Origin of the sequence: Actinomadura madurae (assembly GCF_900115095.1) — a bacterium.
GTDB lineage: Bacteria > Actinomycetota > Actinomycetes > Streptosporangiales > Streptosporangiaceae > Spirillospora > Spirillospora madurae.
Genome location: NZ_FOVH01000036.1, coordinates 1 through 15,077, shown reverse-complemented (window position 1 = coordinate 15,077; position 15,077 = coordinate 1). Strand labels below are relative to the sequence as shown.

The window sequence follows — 15,077 nt, the reverse complement described above, 5'->3', positions numbered from 1 at the left end:
GGGAATCGGGCCCGCGGGGTCGGGCTCGGCGGGGTCAGCGGCCGGACAGCTCGGCCGCCAGGCCCTCGAAGTCGGCCGCCGTCAGCGACAGCGCGCTGCCGATCGCCTGCGTCGCCTCCGCGCTGCCCAGATGCCGCGTCGCCGCCCGGTCCAGGTAGGCCTCCACCAGCCGCGCGCCCGTCAGCCGGCCGCGCGGGCGCAGCGACCCCACCTCGCGGTCCACCACCGCCCAGGCGTCCGACCCGAGGCGCAGGCTGCGCTCCTCGGCCAGCAGCCGCACCAGCGCCGAGCGCGCCTCCGGAGCCGCCAGGTCCGGCAGCCGCACCGCCCGCAGGTCGGTGACCAGCTCCGGTGACGCCGCCGACAGCTCCCCGACCCGGTCCGGCTCGCACGTGGCCAGCAGCGCGGTGTCGTTCACGCCCTCCAGCCGCGTCCGGTACAGCACCGACGCGTACGCCGCGCCCTGCGCCTCGTCCAGGATCAGGCCGTCGAGGCCGTCCAGCAGCAGCACGTGCCCGGCGTGCTCGTCCAGCGCGGCGCGCAGCCCGTCGGGGCCCTGCTCACGCAGGTCCTCGGCGTGGACGGCGTGGACGTCGCCGCTGGAGGCCTCCACCTCCGCCAGCGCCCGCGCCACCATCCGGGCCAGGCGCCGCTGGCCGCTGGACGGCGCGCCGATCAGCAGCAGCGCCGGCGCCGACGCGCTCGACACCTCCTGCCCGCGCAGCCGCCGCGCCCACTTGCCGCGCCGCCGCACCTCGGTCACCACGCGCTCGATGTCGTCGGCGCCGCACAGGAACCGGATCCCGTACGCCTCGGCGACCTGCGGGCTGTGCTCGGGGACGGGCGCCGGCGGCACCGGGGGCGGCGGCTCCGGCACCGGCGCGGGCGGCGGCGGAAGATCCGCGTGCGGCGCCGGCGACGGGGCGGGCGCCGCCGGGGCTTCCGCGCCCGGCCACGCCGGACCCGGGTCGAGCTGGGTCCGGAACGCGTCGTCCAGCTGCGTGTTCTGCGGCTCCGAAGGCCACGCCGGCCCGGGACCGGCCTGCGGCCACGCCGGTGCGGCGGGCTCGGCCGCGGGCGGACCCGGCGGCGGGGCCGGCGGCGCAGGCGGCGGAGGCGGCGTGGACTGGCGGCCGGGGGCAGGCGTGCGCCGCGTCGGCGGCGCCTCCTCGAACAGCAGGTCCGCGGAGGCCTCGGGGGACGGGTCCGCCGCCGGAGGAACCGCCGGGGGAGCGGGCGGCGGGGGGATCCGCGGCGGCGGCGTGTCGGAGCCGAACGGGTCCGCCGAAGGGGCTGGTGGCGGGGCGGGCGCCTCCTGCGGAGGGGGCGGCTGCGGGCTCGGGAACGGCGCCGGCGACTCCGGCGGAGGCGCGGGCCGGGCCGCATGCGGGGCGGGCGGTTCCGGGGCCGACGGCGGCGGGACCGGCGCGGCCGGGGGCGGGACCGGCGCGGCCGGGGGCGGGACCGGCGCGACCGGGGGCGGGACCGGCGCGACCGCGGGCGGCGGGCCCGGGGCGTCCTGCGCGGGCTCGGGCACCGGCGCGACCGGCTGGTCGGTGCCGGAGGTGGCGCGCTCGGCGGCCATGTGGGCGCGGGCGGCCTTGATGATGTCCCACGCCGACAGCTCGTCGGTGGAGGGCGGCGTGTGCATCGCCGGGGACGTCAGCTCCGCCGCGACCGCCTGCGGCACCGCGAACCCCGTCGCCGGCGGCGGCACCTGCGCCAGCCGGCACCACGTCAGCCCGAGGGTGTAGGTGGTGGACAGCAGCGCGGCGAGGGCGTCGGGGTCGTCGCTGCGCAGGGTGTCGGGGAGCCGGCCGTCGCGCGGCCACAGCGACCGCAGCGGGTTGGCCGGGTCCGACAGCACCGCCTGCAGCGTCCGGGCGCTGTCGGTGTCCAGCCAGCGCTGCAGCGCCGGCAGCGCGCCCGGCGCCGCCTGCAGGTCGGCCGCCAGCACCGCGATCCCGGCGCGGCGGACCTCGTCGTGGCCGCGGCCGGGCGCCGCCGGGCGCGGCCCGGTCAGGCCCGCGACGATCTCCTGCAGGTCGTACAGGGCCAGCCGCAGGTACTCGCCGGGGGCGGTGTCGCGGACCATCGGGGTGGCGTACTCGGCGGGGCAGCGGCGCCGCCACTCCTGCAGGATCGCCTCGGGCCCGTACCGGACGGTCGCCAGGTCCTGGTTGACCATCCGCAGCGACGCCGCCGTCACCGCGGCCAGGGCGTCGGCGCCGGGACGGAACCGCGGGTCGGCCTGCAGCCCGGCGGCGACCTCGTACATGACGCGGGCGATGTGGGCGGCGCCGCCGCCGTCGCCGGCGCCGAGCCGGTGGACGTAGTAGCCGGCGAGGGTGCCGAAGTCGGGCGGCATCATCCAGTGCAGCTGCTCGGCCGAGGTCGTCAGGAACGGGATGAACGACTCGATCAGCGGGTGCTCGGTCAGCACGACGGGGGACCCGGCGCACCACAGCAGCGCGCCCCACGCGGCGGCGACGGTGCTGGGCGTCCCGGGCTGGAACATCGGGTCGCGCTGGGCGAACTGCTGCGGGTTGACCGCCAGCGCGGTGGTGAGGGCCTGGGAGATGCGGGCGACGACGGCGGTGTCGGGGACGGGCCCGAGGAACCCCAGCGGCGCGACGCGCCCGGCGGCCAGGTCGGGGCCGGTCGGGAACAGCTGCGGCGGGACGGGCGGTGTCCCGGCGCCGCTCGGCGCGGGGACGGCGACGCGGCGGTCCTCGAACTGCGCGGGCGGCGGACAGGGGTGCCAGGTGCCGTCCAGGCCGCACCGGTACCAGCGGCCCCACGCGCCGTAGAGCCACCATTCGCCGGCGCCCCACAGCATCCGCGCGGCGATCTGGGCCGCGCGGTCGGCCGGCGGGGCGGTCTGCCACCACGGTGAGGCCACCAGCTCGCGCACGTTGCCCTCGACCGAGGCGAACAGGTCGCCGCTCGGGCCCCCTCCGGTTCCGCCGGGCGCCGCCCCGGCCGCCTGCCAGCTCATCCGGCGAATAGTAGTCGCAGCGGACGGTTCGTCCGGCATCGCGCACGTTACGGACAGGTGGCCGGCGCTCTGTGAGGGGACGATCCGCCACACCCCCCGGCTCAGGCCTGTGCTCTGTGGGGCGACGCCCCCCACCCCGGCCCGGGCCCGCGCCATCGACGTGTAAGGACCGTTATGGAAGGATGCTCATTAGCCCGCCGGGGGTGGGCGCATCGGCGGACCACGCGACCCGGGGGTGAGGATGGACGCCGCCGCACGTGACGGCGCCGCGCGGACCCGCGCGTGGGGCCTTTTCCTGGCGCTGTTCTCCTCGGTGTGCTTCGGCGCGTCCGGGCCGTTCGGCAAGGCCCTGATCGAGGCCGGGCTCGGCCCGCTGCAGGCGGTCTGGCTGCGGATCGCGGTGGCGGCGCTGGTGCTGGTCCCGGCCGCGGTGATCTGGCGGGGCCGGGCCGCGGCCCGCGGCCTGCGCCCCCACCTGCGCGCCCTCACCGTCTACGGGCTGACCGGTGTCGCGGGCTGCCAGGCGTGCTACTTCGTCGCGGCGTCCCGGCTGCCGGTGGGGGTGGCGATCCTGCTGGAGTTCAGCGGCCCGGTCATCGTGCTGGGATGGCTGAGGGTGGTGCGCCGCGCCCCGGTGCACCGCACCGCCGCGGCTGGCGTCGCGATCGCGATGACCGGCCTGGCCCTGGTCGTGCAGGTCTGGACGGGCCTGTCGCTGGACCCGGTCGGCCTGGCCGCCGGGCTCGGCGCCGCCGCCTGCCAGGCCAGCTACTTCCTCATCGTCGACCGGCTCACCGGTCGCGTCGACCCCCTGGTCATCACCTGCGCCGGCAGCGTCGTGGCCGCGGCCGCCCTCGCCGGGCTCGCGGCGCCGTGGGCGCTGCCGTGGGACGTGCTGGGCGCGGCCGTGCCGGTCGCCGGTCACACCGCGCCCGGCTGGACGCTCGTCGCCTGGATCGGGATCGTCAGCACCGTCCTTGCCTACCTCACCGGGGTCGCGGGCCTGCAGCGGCTGTCGGCGCAGGTCGGCGGCGCGATCTGCTACACCGAGGCCGTCGCCGCCGCCCTCATCGCCTGGGCCGCGCTGGGCGAGCGGCTCACCGCCGTGCAGATGCTCGGCGGCGCGGTCGTGCTGACCGGCGCCTACATCGCCCAGCGCGCCGCGGTGCCGCCGGCGGGTCAGGCGCTGTCGCCGCGGAACCGGCGGACGCCCAGGAACACCGACACCGCCGGCAGCACCACCGCGACCAGCGCGCCCTCGGCGACGGCCGCCGAGGCGTAGTCGCCGAGGAACGCCGCCCGCGCCGCGTCCACCACGTACCGGAACGGGGTGAGGCGCGACAGCGCGTCCAGCCATCCCGGCGCCAGGCTCATCGGCAGCAGGATCCCCGACAGCAGCATCAGCGGCAGCGTCACCGCCGACAGCAGCGGCGCGAACGCGTCCTCGGTGCGCGTCCTCATCGCCAGGACGTAGGACAGCGACGCGACACCGACCGTCAGCGACACCACCAGCAGCAGACCGGCGGCGATACCGCCTGCGGGGGCGCGCAGCCCCAGCGCGAGCCCGGCCGCGACCAGCAGCACCCCCTGCACGGCGATGACGGCGGTGTCGCGCAGGACGCGTCCCAGCAGCAGCGCGGTCCGGCTGGCCGGGGTGACGCGCAGCCGCTCCACCACCCCCGACCGCAGGTCGGCGATCAGCCCGAACCCGGCGAACCCAGCGCCGAACAGCGCCAGCTGGATCAGCACGCCGGGCACGAACACCTGCCAGGCGCTGCCCGCGCCGAACCCGCGCACGTCCACCAGCTCCGACAGCAGCGGCCCGAACAGCACCAGGTACAGCAGCGGCTGCATCAGGCCGAACACCACCGCGACCTTGCTGCGCAGCGTCTGCCGCATGTACCGCAGGAAGATCAGCCGGGTGTCGGACACGGTCCGGGCGGCAGAGGACATCGGGGGCACTCCTTGGTTCGGGCGGGTCGGCCGGGGGAGGGGGAAGCGGGGGCGGTCAGGCGGCGTCGCGCAGGGAGCGGCCGGTGACGGCGAGGAAGACGTCGTCGAGGGTGGGACGGGCCAGGCTCAGCGACGCCAGGTCCACCCCGGCGCCGTCCAGCGCCCGCATCAGCGGCATCAGCGCCTTCTCGCCGTCCTGGACGGTGAGCCGCACCGCGCCGCCGGCGACCGCGGCCTCGCGGACTTCCGGCAGCGCCGACAGGGCGGCGCGGGCCGCTCCGGCGGCCGAGGCGTCGGCCAGCGCCAGCGTGACGACGTCGCCGGCGACGCGGCGCTTGAGGGCGGCGGGCGTGCCCTCGGCGACGATCCGGCCCCGGTCGATGATCAGCAGCCGGTCGCACAGCGCGTCGGCCTCGTCCAGGTAGTGGGTGGTCAGGAACACCGTCGTGCCGTCGCGGTCGCGCAGTGAGCGGACGTGGTCCCACAGGTTGCCGCGGCTCTGCGGGTCCAGCCCGGCGGTCGGCTCGTCCAGGAACAGCAGCGGCGGCCGGTGCACCAGCCCGAGCGCGACGTCCAGGCGGCGGCGCTGCCCGCCCGACAGCGACCCCGCCGGACGCGCCGCGAGGCCGTCCAGGTCCAGCCGCGCGCACAGCTCGGCGATCCGCGCCCGGCGGCCGGTGACGCCGTGCAGGCGGGCCTGCAGGTCCAGCTCCTCGGCCACCGGGACGGCCGGGTCGGTGCCGCCGCCCTGGGCGACGTAGCCGATGCGGCGCCGCACCCCCGCCGGGTCGGCGCGCAGGTCGCGGCCCGCGACCCGCGCGGTCCCCGCGGTCGGCGCCAGCAGCGTCGTCAGCATCCGCAGCGTCGTGGTCTTCCCGGCCCCGTTCGGGCCGAGGAACCCCACGATCTCGCCGGCCGCGACCGACAGGTCCACGCCGCGGACGGCCTCGACCGTCCCGTGCCCGGCGGTGAAGGTGCGGGCCAGCCCGCGCGCCTCGATCACGATGTCCTCCCTCAGAGCGATGCCCGACAGAGTAACCACAATTTTGCAGTCACGCCAAATTTATAGTGACACCAGTGAAGGTATATTCGCCGGCATGGGCGAGCACCACCTGCCGGGCGCCGGGACAGAACCGGAGCTGGGGCTGCGGGAACGCAAGAAGCGCCAGACGCGGCGCCGCATCTCCGACATCGCCACCGGCCTGTTCATGACGCGCGGGTTCGACGCCGTCACCATCGCCGACGTCGCCCGCGCCGCCGACGTGTCGGTCAACACCGTCTTCAACTACTTCAAGACCAAGGAGGACCTGTTCTTCGACCGGCAGGACGAGATGATCGAGGCCGCCGGACGCGACTTCCGCGACCGCCGCCCCGGCGAGAGCGCCGCCGCCGTGTTCCGCCGCCGGTTCTTCGAGGGCCTGGACGCCCGCTCCTACCAGACCGCCTTCCACGAGGGATCGGAGGTCTGGACCCGCACCGTCCGCGACAGCCCCGCGCTCACCGCCCGCAGCCGCGAGATGATCCGCCGCGCCGAGGACCACCTCGCCGGGCTGCTCGCCGAGGACACCGGCGCCGGCCCCGGCGACATCGCCCCCCGCGCCGCCGCCGCGATGATCCTCGCCGTGCAGACCTCCCTCGTCGAGCACATCGCCGACCGCAAGAGCGCGGGGGAGACCCTGGAGGAGATGCGCGAGGACGTCTACGCCGCCGCCGCACGCGCCTTCGACCTGCTGGAGCACGGCCTCGGCGGCTACGCCGCCGCACCCCCCGCCCACGGGACGGGGGAAAGCGACGGCGGGCCGCCGGCCGCCGGAAAATGAGTGTCGGACCGCTCCCGGTCGTTCCTACACTCCGTGATTGCGGAGGCCGACAATCATGGACATCCCCACACTGCTCACCCACCTGCAGCACCACGACACCGCGCTCACCCTGCCCCGGGGCTCGGCCCCGCGCTGGGACGACGCCGACCTGCACCGCGCCGCCCACACCGACGACGCCGAAGGCTACGCCCTGCTCGGCCTCGCGCCCGGCGTGCGGCCCTGGCAGCGCGCCCGCGTGCTCCTGCAGATCCTGGCCGCCTCCCAGGCCGGGCTCGGCGACCGGGCCCGCGCCGTCCAGGCCCGCACCGCCCGCGTCCTGACCCTCGGGCTGCCGCCCGGCCACGTCATCACCGTCCTGCTCACGCTGCGGCGGCTGCGCGCCAACCACAAGCACACCACCCGCACCGCGCTGCGGTTCGTCCTGGAGCACCCCGGCGCCGACGCGCTCATCGCCGCCCGCCGCCCCGCCCTCCTGGACTGCTTCGAGCACGCCCTCGGCACCGACACCGCCCGCGGCTGCGCCCGCCGCATCCACGGCGGCGACACCGGCTCGGACTACCTGCGGCGCCGCCTGCTGCGGTTCCTCACCGACCCCGCCGCCGCGCCCGCCCGCGTCCAGGCCCTCTACGGCACCACCCGCGAGCCCGCGCACCTCCCGGCGCCGGACGAGCCCGCGCTCGCCCTCGACACCCTCCGGGAACGGCCCGCCACCATCACCGCCACCAACCGCGGCGACATCGCCGCCACCCTGGTCCACCTGTACCGGGGCGGCCCCTCCGAGGACCTGTACGCCGCGCTCGGCCGCCAGGTCGACCAGGCCGCCCGCGCCTTCCCCCGCTTCGCCGGCACGCTCGCGCTGGTCCTGGACGCCTCGGCGTCGATGCGCGGCTACGGCGACCGCGAATGGGCCGTGCTGTCGCAGGCCGCCGCGCTGCGGATGGTGCTGTCCCAGGTGTGCGACCGGCTGGAGGTCATCGAGACCGGCGGCGACGAACGCGCCCCCCGCGGCGCCACCGACCTGGCCACCGGCGTCCTGGACGCCCTCGGCGCCGACCCCGACCTGGTCGCCGTCGTCTCCGACGGATACGAGAACGTCTTCCCCGGCGACCTGGCCCGCGTCGTGGCCGGCATGCCGCGCGCCGGCATCACCACCCCCGTGGTGTTCTGCCACGCCATGTTCACCGGCGGCGACGACCTCGCCCTGCGGCGCCCCGCCCCCTCCCTCCCACAGCGCGGGTTCTGGCACCAGGACGACTTCGACGAACTCCTGCCCTGGATGTTCGGGCACTGCGACGCCGGCGCGCCCTGGCTGCGCACCGCCCTGCACGCCCGCCTGGACGCCCTGGAGCGGCGGGCCGACGCCCTGGCCGCCCGCCTCGCCGCCTGAACACCCCGCACGAACAAGCCGGGCCCGCACCGACCACACCGTCCGTGCCGGTCCCGCACCGACCGAAGGGAGCACCGCATGACCGAGATGACGGCGCTCGACACCCTCCTGCCCGGCCCGCTCAGCCTCGCCGGGCACCGCCTGGGCACCCCCCAGCAGGCCGGCGCCCTCACCATGGTGCCGATCTCCGGGCCCTCCCACCCCGGCCTCGTGCCGCCCCGCACCGGCCTCAAGCTGACCGGGGTCCCCACGTACGGGCAGGTCGAGCTCACCAACGCCGCCTCCTCCGGCGTCGCGATCGTCCCCCTGCACATCGGCTACATCCAGGACGGCGCCCAGAACCACGCCCTGTGCCGGTCGGCGTTCCTGGCCGCCGGGCAGACGCTCCGCTTCGAGGACGCCTGCTGCGTCCAGCAGGGCCAGGGCGGCTACCTCGCCGGACGCGACCAGTGGTTCTTCGTCCTGCCCGTCGAACTGCGCGCACGCGCCCTGGAACTGCGCGGCGTGAGCAGCTACACCAAGCTGTGGCACGACATCGCCGACCTCAACGTGCGGCACGGCCTGCCGCGGCGCGGCCACCTGGAGCAGATCCTGTCCCGCAAGCGGCCCGTGCTGACCCGGTTCCAGTCCCGGCTGGAACCGCAGCCCGGCCAGATCGGCGCGCTGTTCTTCGTCTCCGGCGCGTTCGCCGGCCTGGAGATCACCCCCGGCCCCGGCTACTTCGCCGAGATGTGGACCGCGCTGGCCTGCTTCGCCTACGGCGTCGCCGCCTGGCACGCCGAACCGGCCGCGCCCACCGCCCCCGACCCCCTCGACACCGGCGGCCGCACCGGGCTCGCCGCGCTGCGCGGCGCCCTGGACCACCACCGCGCCGCCCGCCTCGCCGAGATCGGCGGCCGGATCGCCGACGCCTTCACCGACCCCGCCGCCGACCTGGTCGAGGAGGACCGCTACCTGAACCTGCGGCTGTCCACCGTCACCGGCCCCCGCCTGGCCGGGCAGGTCGTCACCGACGGCGACCGCACCGTCTACGCCTCCCTGTTCGCCCGCTGACCCCCGGGGCGACCCCGCGGAAAAAGGGGTTGCCCCGGGGACGCGGCACCCGCTTCAATCAAGACGGCCGCGGGAACTGTGCCGGGCACGTCAGGCGGAACCCCGATTCCACATCGGAAACGCGCGACGCTGAGGCCGTCGTTACGGCGATCAAAAGCCTGACGAGGCGCCGGCCGTCTGTCCCGCCCCGTCCAGATAGGGCTCCAGCGCCGACCTGACCTGCGGCGGCATCTCCCTCTTGGCCTTGGACGGCGGGTCGATGAACACATGCCGCACCTCCCCGTCGGCGATGAGGCGCTCACCCACCCGGAACACCGGACGCACGATCATGCTCGTGGTCCCCAGATGCGCCAGCGGCATCGACACGTCCAGCAGATCGTCGAACCGCGCGCCCTCCCGGTAGCGGATCCGCGCCTCCGCCACCACCAGGTCGTAGCCCTGCGCCACCATGTCGGCGTAGTCGCCGAACAGCTCCCGCCACATCTCCGTCAGCGCCACGTCGTAGAAGAACAGGTAGTGGCCGTTGAACACCACGCCCTGCTGATCGCACTCGCTGTACCGGACCCGCAGCCGATGCGTGAACACCTCACCCATACCGGATCATCCTGCACCATCCCCGCGACCGTCCCGCGTCGTCCATAACGCTCGCTTCTGGCTTGGAGAAGAACCATCTCTTGGACTTCTGGACGGGCAGCGACCACGATGGGAGACGCAAGCCGCGCACATCGGGGAGGAACCCATGACGGAACACGACAAGGCCATGCGGCCCGAGGACATCACCCGCCTGTTCGTCGAGCGCTCCAACGCCGGCGACGCCGCCGGGGTCGCCGCGCTCTACGAGGAGAACGCGGTCCTGGCCTACCCGCCCGGCTCCCAGACCGTGGGACGCGACGCCATCCGCGAGCTGTGGGAGAAGGTCCTGGCCGGCCGCCCCCGCTTCGAGCCCGAGGAGCCGCTGCCGACGCTGGTCAACGGCGACATCGCCCTCACCTCCACACCGCCCCGGGACGGCGCCGGCGCCCGCGCGCAGGTCGTCCGCCGCCAGCCCGACGGCAGCTGGCTGCGCGTCATCGACCAGCCCGAATTCGTCCCACCCGCCGACGCCTAGAAGCCCACCCGCGGCCCGCCGTCAGATCATCGGCCGCGACCGATGTCCTGATCAGGGGGGCCCGTCCAGGAGGATGTCAGGTGCGTCGTCCGGGGTGGCTCGCTCCAAGCGCGCTCCACCAATCGGAGAAGGCGGGGATGACGCAGAAGTCCGCGTGGATCGTGGCGGGGAGCCGCGCCGGCTCGACGCCGTACAGTTCGGCGGTGCGGGCTCGGGCCAGCGGCCCGTCCAGCAGGGCGTCCGAGTCGCCGGACTCGCAGACCAGCCCCTCGTCCACCGGGAGCTCGGTGTAGGTTCCGCTGGCCTTCAGGAGGGAGTCGGTCCAGTCGCCGGGCCCCGCGTCGTCGGTGACGGCGCACCGGTCACGCGGCTCGGCGGAGATGCGCCCACATGCGCCTGGGCCTGCTCGGCCAGATCCGGAGCGACAGGGATGCAGGACGTCCCGCCTGTCGAGGATTGCCTGAGCAATGTCGTCACCAGCCACGACCACATCCTTGTCCGTCGGGTCCAGACGACTAACGGTGCGACTCCGGAGACCTGCGGGACTGATGTTCCTCCGGAAGGAGACACAATCTGCCGAAGCGAACCGACAATCGACGCCGTTGGAGATGGAGGTCGAGGCGGCCGGTCACTCGCGGGTCGTCGCCGGCTGCTTCTCGGGGCCGGCGCCGGCCTCCGCCGCGGGTGCGGGCTCGGGCCGGACTGCACCCGCCGTGGTGCCCGACGCGGCGGACGCCGGAACGGCGTCGCTGAGGCCCAAGTTGAGGTGCTCGACGTGGTGAACGGCCTGGTCGAGGAGTTCGGCGACGTGGTCGTCGTGCAGCGCGTACACCACTGAGCGGCCTTGGCGGGTGCCGACCACCAGGCCGAGGTTGCGCAGCAGCCGCAGCTGGTGGGAGCAGGCGGACTGCTCCATTCCGACCTCGGCGGCCAGCTCGGTGGCGGGCAGCGGGCCCTCACGCAGCCGAGCCAGGATCAGCAGCCGCGAGGGGGTGGCCAGCGCCTGCAGCGTGGTCGCGACCCGGGCCGCGGACGCGGCGTCCAGCCGCGCGCGCGACGCCCCGCCGGCGGCGGTGCCGGACCGTTGCGGCGCTCCATGACCCATGCGGGCCATGCTACGACACCCATGAAAGCATGAATTGTTGTTCATGTGTTCCTGATACGGTGGACGCCCCGGCTGCGATCCGGCCGTTCCCGGCTTCCTGCTCATGAAGGACGCTGTCCATGACTTCCACCGTGAACCCGGCCGGCCCCACCGCTCCGGGCGAGGGTGCGGAGCCCCGGCGCCGCACCCGGGTGCTGGCGCTGCCGGAGGCCCGGTGGGCGGCGGCCGCGCTGGTGCTGTACACGGCCGGGCTGCCGGTGTACCTGCTGGACGGTCCGGCGTGGGCGTGGGGGGCACTGTTCGCCGCGACCTATGTCACCGGAGGGTGGGAGCCGGGCTGGGCGGGGCTGAAGGCCCTCACGGGCGGGACGCTGGACGTGGATCTGCTGATGGTGGCGGCCGCGTTGGGCGCGGCGGCGATCGGGCAGGTGCTGGACGGGGCGCTGCTGATCGTCATCTTCGCCGCCTCCGGGGCACTGGAGGCGGTCGCGACCGCCCGCACCGCCGACTCGGTCCGCGGCCTGCTCGACCTGGCCCCCGCCACCGCGACCCGCCTGGCCGATGACGGCGCCGAGCACACCGTCCCCACCGGCCGGCTGGCCGTCGGCGAGACCATCGTGGTGCGGCCGGGAGAACGGGTCGGCGCCGACGGCCGCGTCCTGGACGGGGCGAGCGAGGTCGACCAGGCCACCATCACCGGGGAGCCGCTGCCGGTGGCCAAGCAGGCCGGGGACGAGGTGTTCGCCGGCACCCTGAACGGGACCGGCGCGCTGCGGGTGAAGGTCGAGCGCGACCCGTCGGACTCGGTGATCGCGCGGATCGTGGCGATGGTCGAAGAGGCGTCCGAGACCAAGGCGCCGACTCAGCTGTTCATCGAGAAGGTCGAGCAGCGCTACAGCGTGGGAATGGTCGCCGCGACACTGGCGGTGTTCGCCGTCCCGCTCACGTTCGGCGCCGGGCTGACCGAATCGCTGCTGCGCTCGATGACCTTCATGATCGTCGCATCGCCGTGCGCGGTGGTGCTGGCCACCATGCCGCCGCTGCTGTCGGCCATCGCCAACGCCGGACGGCACGGCGTCCTGGTCAAGTCCGCGGTGGTGATGGAACGGATCGGACAGGTCGACCAGGTCGCCCTCGACAAGACCGGCACCCTCACCGAGGGCGTCCCGCGGGTCAGCGACATCCGCCCGCTGCCGGCGGCGGGCCTGACCGAGGAGCAACTGCTGAGGCTGGCGGCGGGAGCCGAACATCCCAGCGAGCATCCGATCGCCCGCGCCATCATCGACGCGGCGGGCGCCCGCGGCCTGGACGTCCCCGCCGCGGCCGACTTCGCCTCCACGCCGGGCACCGGCGTCACCGCCACCGTCGATGGCCGCCGCGTCGCGGTCGGCAGCCCGGCCCGGCTGCGGACCGGCACCGGCGGCCACCCCGCCGCCGCGGTCGCCGAGCGGCTGGAGGAGCAGGGCCGCACCGCGGTGCTGGTCGAACTCGACGACACCCCGGCAGGGGTACTCGGGATCACCGACCGGCTCCGCCCCGACGCCGCGGCCACCGTAACCGCCCTGACCGTCCTCACCGGCGTCCCCCCGATCCTGGTCACCGGCGACAACCCGGCCGCGGCCGCCCGGCTGGCCGCTGACGCCGGCATCGGCGACGTCCGCGCGGGCCTGCTCCCGGCCGACAAGGTCACCGCCGTGCGGGACCTGCACGCTCAGGGCCGCAGAGTGCTGGTCGTCGGCGACGGCGTCAACGACGCACCGGCGCTGGCCGCCGCGCACACCGGCATCGCCATGGGCCGCGCGGGATCCGACCTCGCGCTGGAGACCTCCGACGCCGTCATCGTCCGCGACGAACTGGCCGCCATTCCCGCGGTCATCTCCCTGTCGCGGCGGGCCCGGCGGCTGGTAACGCAGAACTTGGTCATCGCCGCGGTGTTCATCACCGGCCTGGTCCTCTGGGACCTGGTCGGCACGCTGCCGCTGCCGCTGGGCGTCGCCGGCCACGAGGGCTCCACCGTCATCGTGGCGCTCAACGGGCTGCGCCTGCTACGCGGCGCCGCCTGGCGCCGGGCCGCGGGCGAAGCGGCGACCGAACCGTCCTGACCACCACCGAGCCCCCTACACCGACCGGCAGGCACCGGCGCCGCCGCACCCTGACAGCCGACGGCGGCGGCCGGACCGAGCACAAGGAGTCAGCTATGACCCCCAGCCCACCCGATGCCCCCCTGTCCCATCCGGTGGGGCGGGACATAGTGCGGGAAGCGGTCGCCCAGGCCGACGCGAGGCTGAACGGCCGGTTGACCGCGGCGTTCGCGATCGGCAGCCTGGCGCACGGCGGCTTCGTCCCCGACGTCAGCGACGTGGACCTGGCGCTGATCGTCGACCAGGCCGACCAAGCCCTGGCGCCGGCCATCGACGCCGTTCGCCGGGACACCGTCCAGCGGTACAGGGGCTCGGCCCACTACGCCCTGGCCGAACGACTATCGATCTTCTGGAGCGACTGGGAGCACTTGGCCCACGGCACCGAGGCCGGTCGCTTCCCCGCGACCGACCGGCTCGACCTGCTCGACTCTGGCGTCCTGCTGCACGGCACCGACCAGCGCGCCCGATGCGCCCGGCCCAGCACAGAAGATCTTCTCCTCGACAGCGCCACCTTCGCCTTGGCCAAGTTCGGCGATCCCGCCTATCTGCGCATGCTCGGCGACTCCGCGGCACTGGCCGGGCAAGGTGCCCGCGCCATCACCAAGGCCGTGCTGTTCCCAGTGCGCCTGCTCTACACCGCCACCACCGGACGCCTCGGCCGCAACGACGACGCCGCACGCTGGTACACCGCCACACCGAACATCTCCAGGACCCTGGTGACCTGCGCCGCACGCTGGCGCGCCAACGGTATCGACGATCCCGCAGCCGCCGGACTGCTCCAGCGAGAACTCCTCCCGCTGTATCAGCACTGTGCCGACCAGCTCAGCCGGAAAACCGCGGCATCCGGTCACCCGGGCCTGGCGACACGCCTCGCCCGGCTCCACGCGGCACTCACCCCGGACAACGAAACCCGAAACGCGTGACCACCGGAGATACCGGCCTGGGACCCGTCATGCGCGAGTGGAGCGACCGCGACACTGCCCGAACGGCCGATCCATCGCCGCGACCGATGGTCCTCGAAGTCCGGGAGCCCGCCGCTCAGCGGACGGGCTCCCGGACTGGCGGTTCCTCGCTCAGACCTCGTCGATGTTCATCGCGCCCTCGTTGGGACGGCGGGACAGGTCGATGCCGAGCTCCTCCGCGGCGCGGAAGACGTCCTCGTCGGTGTCGCGCATCTCGATGGACATGCCGTCGCTGGAGAGCACCTCGACGTTGAGGCACAGCGACTGCATCTCCTTGATGAGCACCTTGAAGGACTCGGGAATGCCGGGCTCGGGGATGTTCTCGCCCTTGACGATGGCCTCGTACACCTTCACGCGGCCGAGGACGTCGTCGGACTTGATGGTCAGCAGCTCCTGCAGCGCGTAGGCCGCGCCGTAGGCCTCCAGGGCCCACACCTCCATCTCACCGAAGCGCTGGCCGCCGAACTGGGCCTTACCGCCGAGCGGCTGCTGGGTGATCATGGAGTACGGGCCGGTCGACCGCGCGTGGATCTTGTCGTCCACCAGGTGG

The 15,077-nt window shown here is 75.0% G+C and carries 14 protein-coding genes; 7 read left to right on the top strand and 7 right to left on the bottom strand.

Annotated elements, in window-relative coordinates; all coding sequences use genetic code 11:
• Positions 1–34: 34 nt before the first annotated feature.
• Positions 35–2,998 carry a hypothetical protein gene (locus tag BM339_RS46595; protein WP_075025015.1) on the bottom strand — a complete coding sequence of 988 codons (2,964 nt, stop codon included), beginning with the start codon at positions 2,996–2,998 and terminating at the stop codon, positions 35–37.
• Positions 2,999–3,239: 241 nt separating this feature from the next.
• On the opposite strand from BM339_RS46595, the gene BM339_RS46590 reads away from it, so the two are divergent.
• Positions 3,240–4,280 (top strand): EamA family transporter, encoded by a 1,041-nt coding sequence (locus BM339_RS46590; protein ID WP_024936802.1) that lies wholly within the window; start codon positions 3,240–3,242, stop codon positions 4,278–4,280.
• On the opposite strand, the gene BM339_RS46585 is transcribed toward BM339_RS46590, so the two are convergent.
• Positions 4,178–4,951 (bottom strand): ABC transporter permease, encoded by a 774-nt coding sequence (locus BM339_RS46585; protein ID WP_075025014.1) that lies wholly within the window; start codon positions 4,949–4,951, stop codon positions 4,178–4,180. The genes BM339_RS46590 and BM339_RS46585 overlap by 103 nt on opposite strands.
• 55 nt (positions 4,952–5,006) lie before the next feature.
• Positions 5,007–5,954: an ATP-binding cassette domain-containing protein gene (locus tag BM339_RS46580; protein ID WP_021598875.1), complete on the bottom strand. Its 948-nt coding sequence runs from the start codon at positions 5,952–5,954 to the stop codon at positions 5,007–5,009.
• A 94-nt stretch (positions 5,955–6,048) separates the two neighbouring features.
• Here BM339_RS46580 and BM339_RS46575 point away from each other — a divergent pair, with 94 nt between their 5' ends.
• The 3 genes from BM339_RS46575 (at position 6,049) to BM339_RS46565 (ending at position 9,211) form a co-directional block, all read left to right on the top strand.
• Entirely contained in the window at positions 6,049–6,771 is a 723-nt protein-coding gene (locus BM339_RS46575; RefSeq protein ID WP_021598876.1) for a TetR/AcrR family transcriptional regulator, read from the top strand.
• Between the two features lie 55 nt (positions 6,772–6,826).
• Positions 6,827–8,158: a hypothetical protein gene (locus tag BM339_RS46570; RefSeq protein WP_075025013.1), complete on the top strand. Its 1,332-nt coding sequence runs from the start codon at positions 6,827–6,829 to the stop codon at positions 8,156–8,158.
• Positions 8,159–8,236: 78 nt separating this feature from the next.
• Entirely contained in the window at positions 8,237–9,211 is a 975-nt protein-coding gene (locus BM339_RS46565) for an ARPP-1 family domain-containing protein (protein ID WP_075025012.1), read from the top strand.
• 150 nt (positions 9,212–9,361) lie between these two features.
• Here BM339_RS46565 and BM339_RS46560 read toward each other — a convergent pair whose 3' ends face one another.
• Entirely contained in the window at positions 9,362–9,805 is a 444-nt protein-coding gene (locus BM339_RS46560) for an acyl-CoA thioesterase (protein WP_075025011.1), read from the bottom strand.
• 145 nt (positions 9,806–9,950) lie between these two features.
• Here BM339_RS46560 and BM339_RS46555 point away from each other — a divergent pair, with 145 nt between their 5' ends.
• A complete protein-coding gene (locus BM339_RS46555; protein WP_075025010.1) occupies positions 9,951–10,319 on the top strand; it encodes a YybH family protein in 369 nt (122 codons plus the stop codon).
• Between the two features lie 76 nt (positions 10,320–10,395).
• Here the strand turns inward: BM339_RS46555 and BM339_RS46550 are convergent, their stop codons facing one another.
• Both BM339_RS46550 and BM339_RS46545 read right to left on the bottom strand, forming a co-directional pair.
• Positions 10,396–10,803, bottom strand: a complete 408-nt coding sequence (locus BM339_RS46550) for a hypothetical protein (RefSeq protein WP_075025009.1) — start codon at positions 10,801–10,803, stop codon at positions 10,396–10,398.
• A gap of 144 nt (positions 10,804–10,947) precedes the next feature.
• A complete protein-coding gene (locus tag BM339_RS46545; RefSeq protein WP_083598582.1) occupies positions 10,948–11,424 on the bottom strand; it encodes an ArsR/SmtB family transcription factor in 477 nt (158 codons plus the stop codon).
• Between the two features lie 119 nt (positions 11,425–11,543).
• Between BM339_RS46545 and BM339_RS46540 the strand changes: the two genes are divergently transcribed.
• Both BM339_RS46540 and BM339_RS46535 read left to right on the top strand, forming a co-directional pair.
• Positions 11,544–13,526, top strand: a complete 1,983-nt coding sequence (locus BM339_RS46540; RefSeq protein WP_075025008.1) for a heavy metal translocating P-type ATPase — start codon at positions 11,544–11,546, stop codon at positions 13,524–13,526.
• A gap of 95 nt (positions 13,527–13,621) precedes the next feature.
• Positions 13,622–14,488, top strand: a complete 867-nt coding sequence (locus tag BM339_RS46535; protein ID WP_143118882.1) for a hypothetical protein — start codon at positions 13,622–13,624, stop codon at positions 14,486–14,488.
• Between the two features lie 150 nt (positions 14,489–14,638).
• Here BM339_RS46535 and BM339_RS46530 read toward each other — a convergent pair.
• A partial coding sequence (locus tag BM339_RS46530) for a DNA-directed RNA polymerase subunit beta (RefSeq protein ID WP_476920304.1) occupies positions 14,639–15,077 on the bottom strand: 439 nt, incomplete at its 5' end.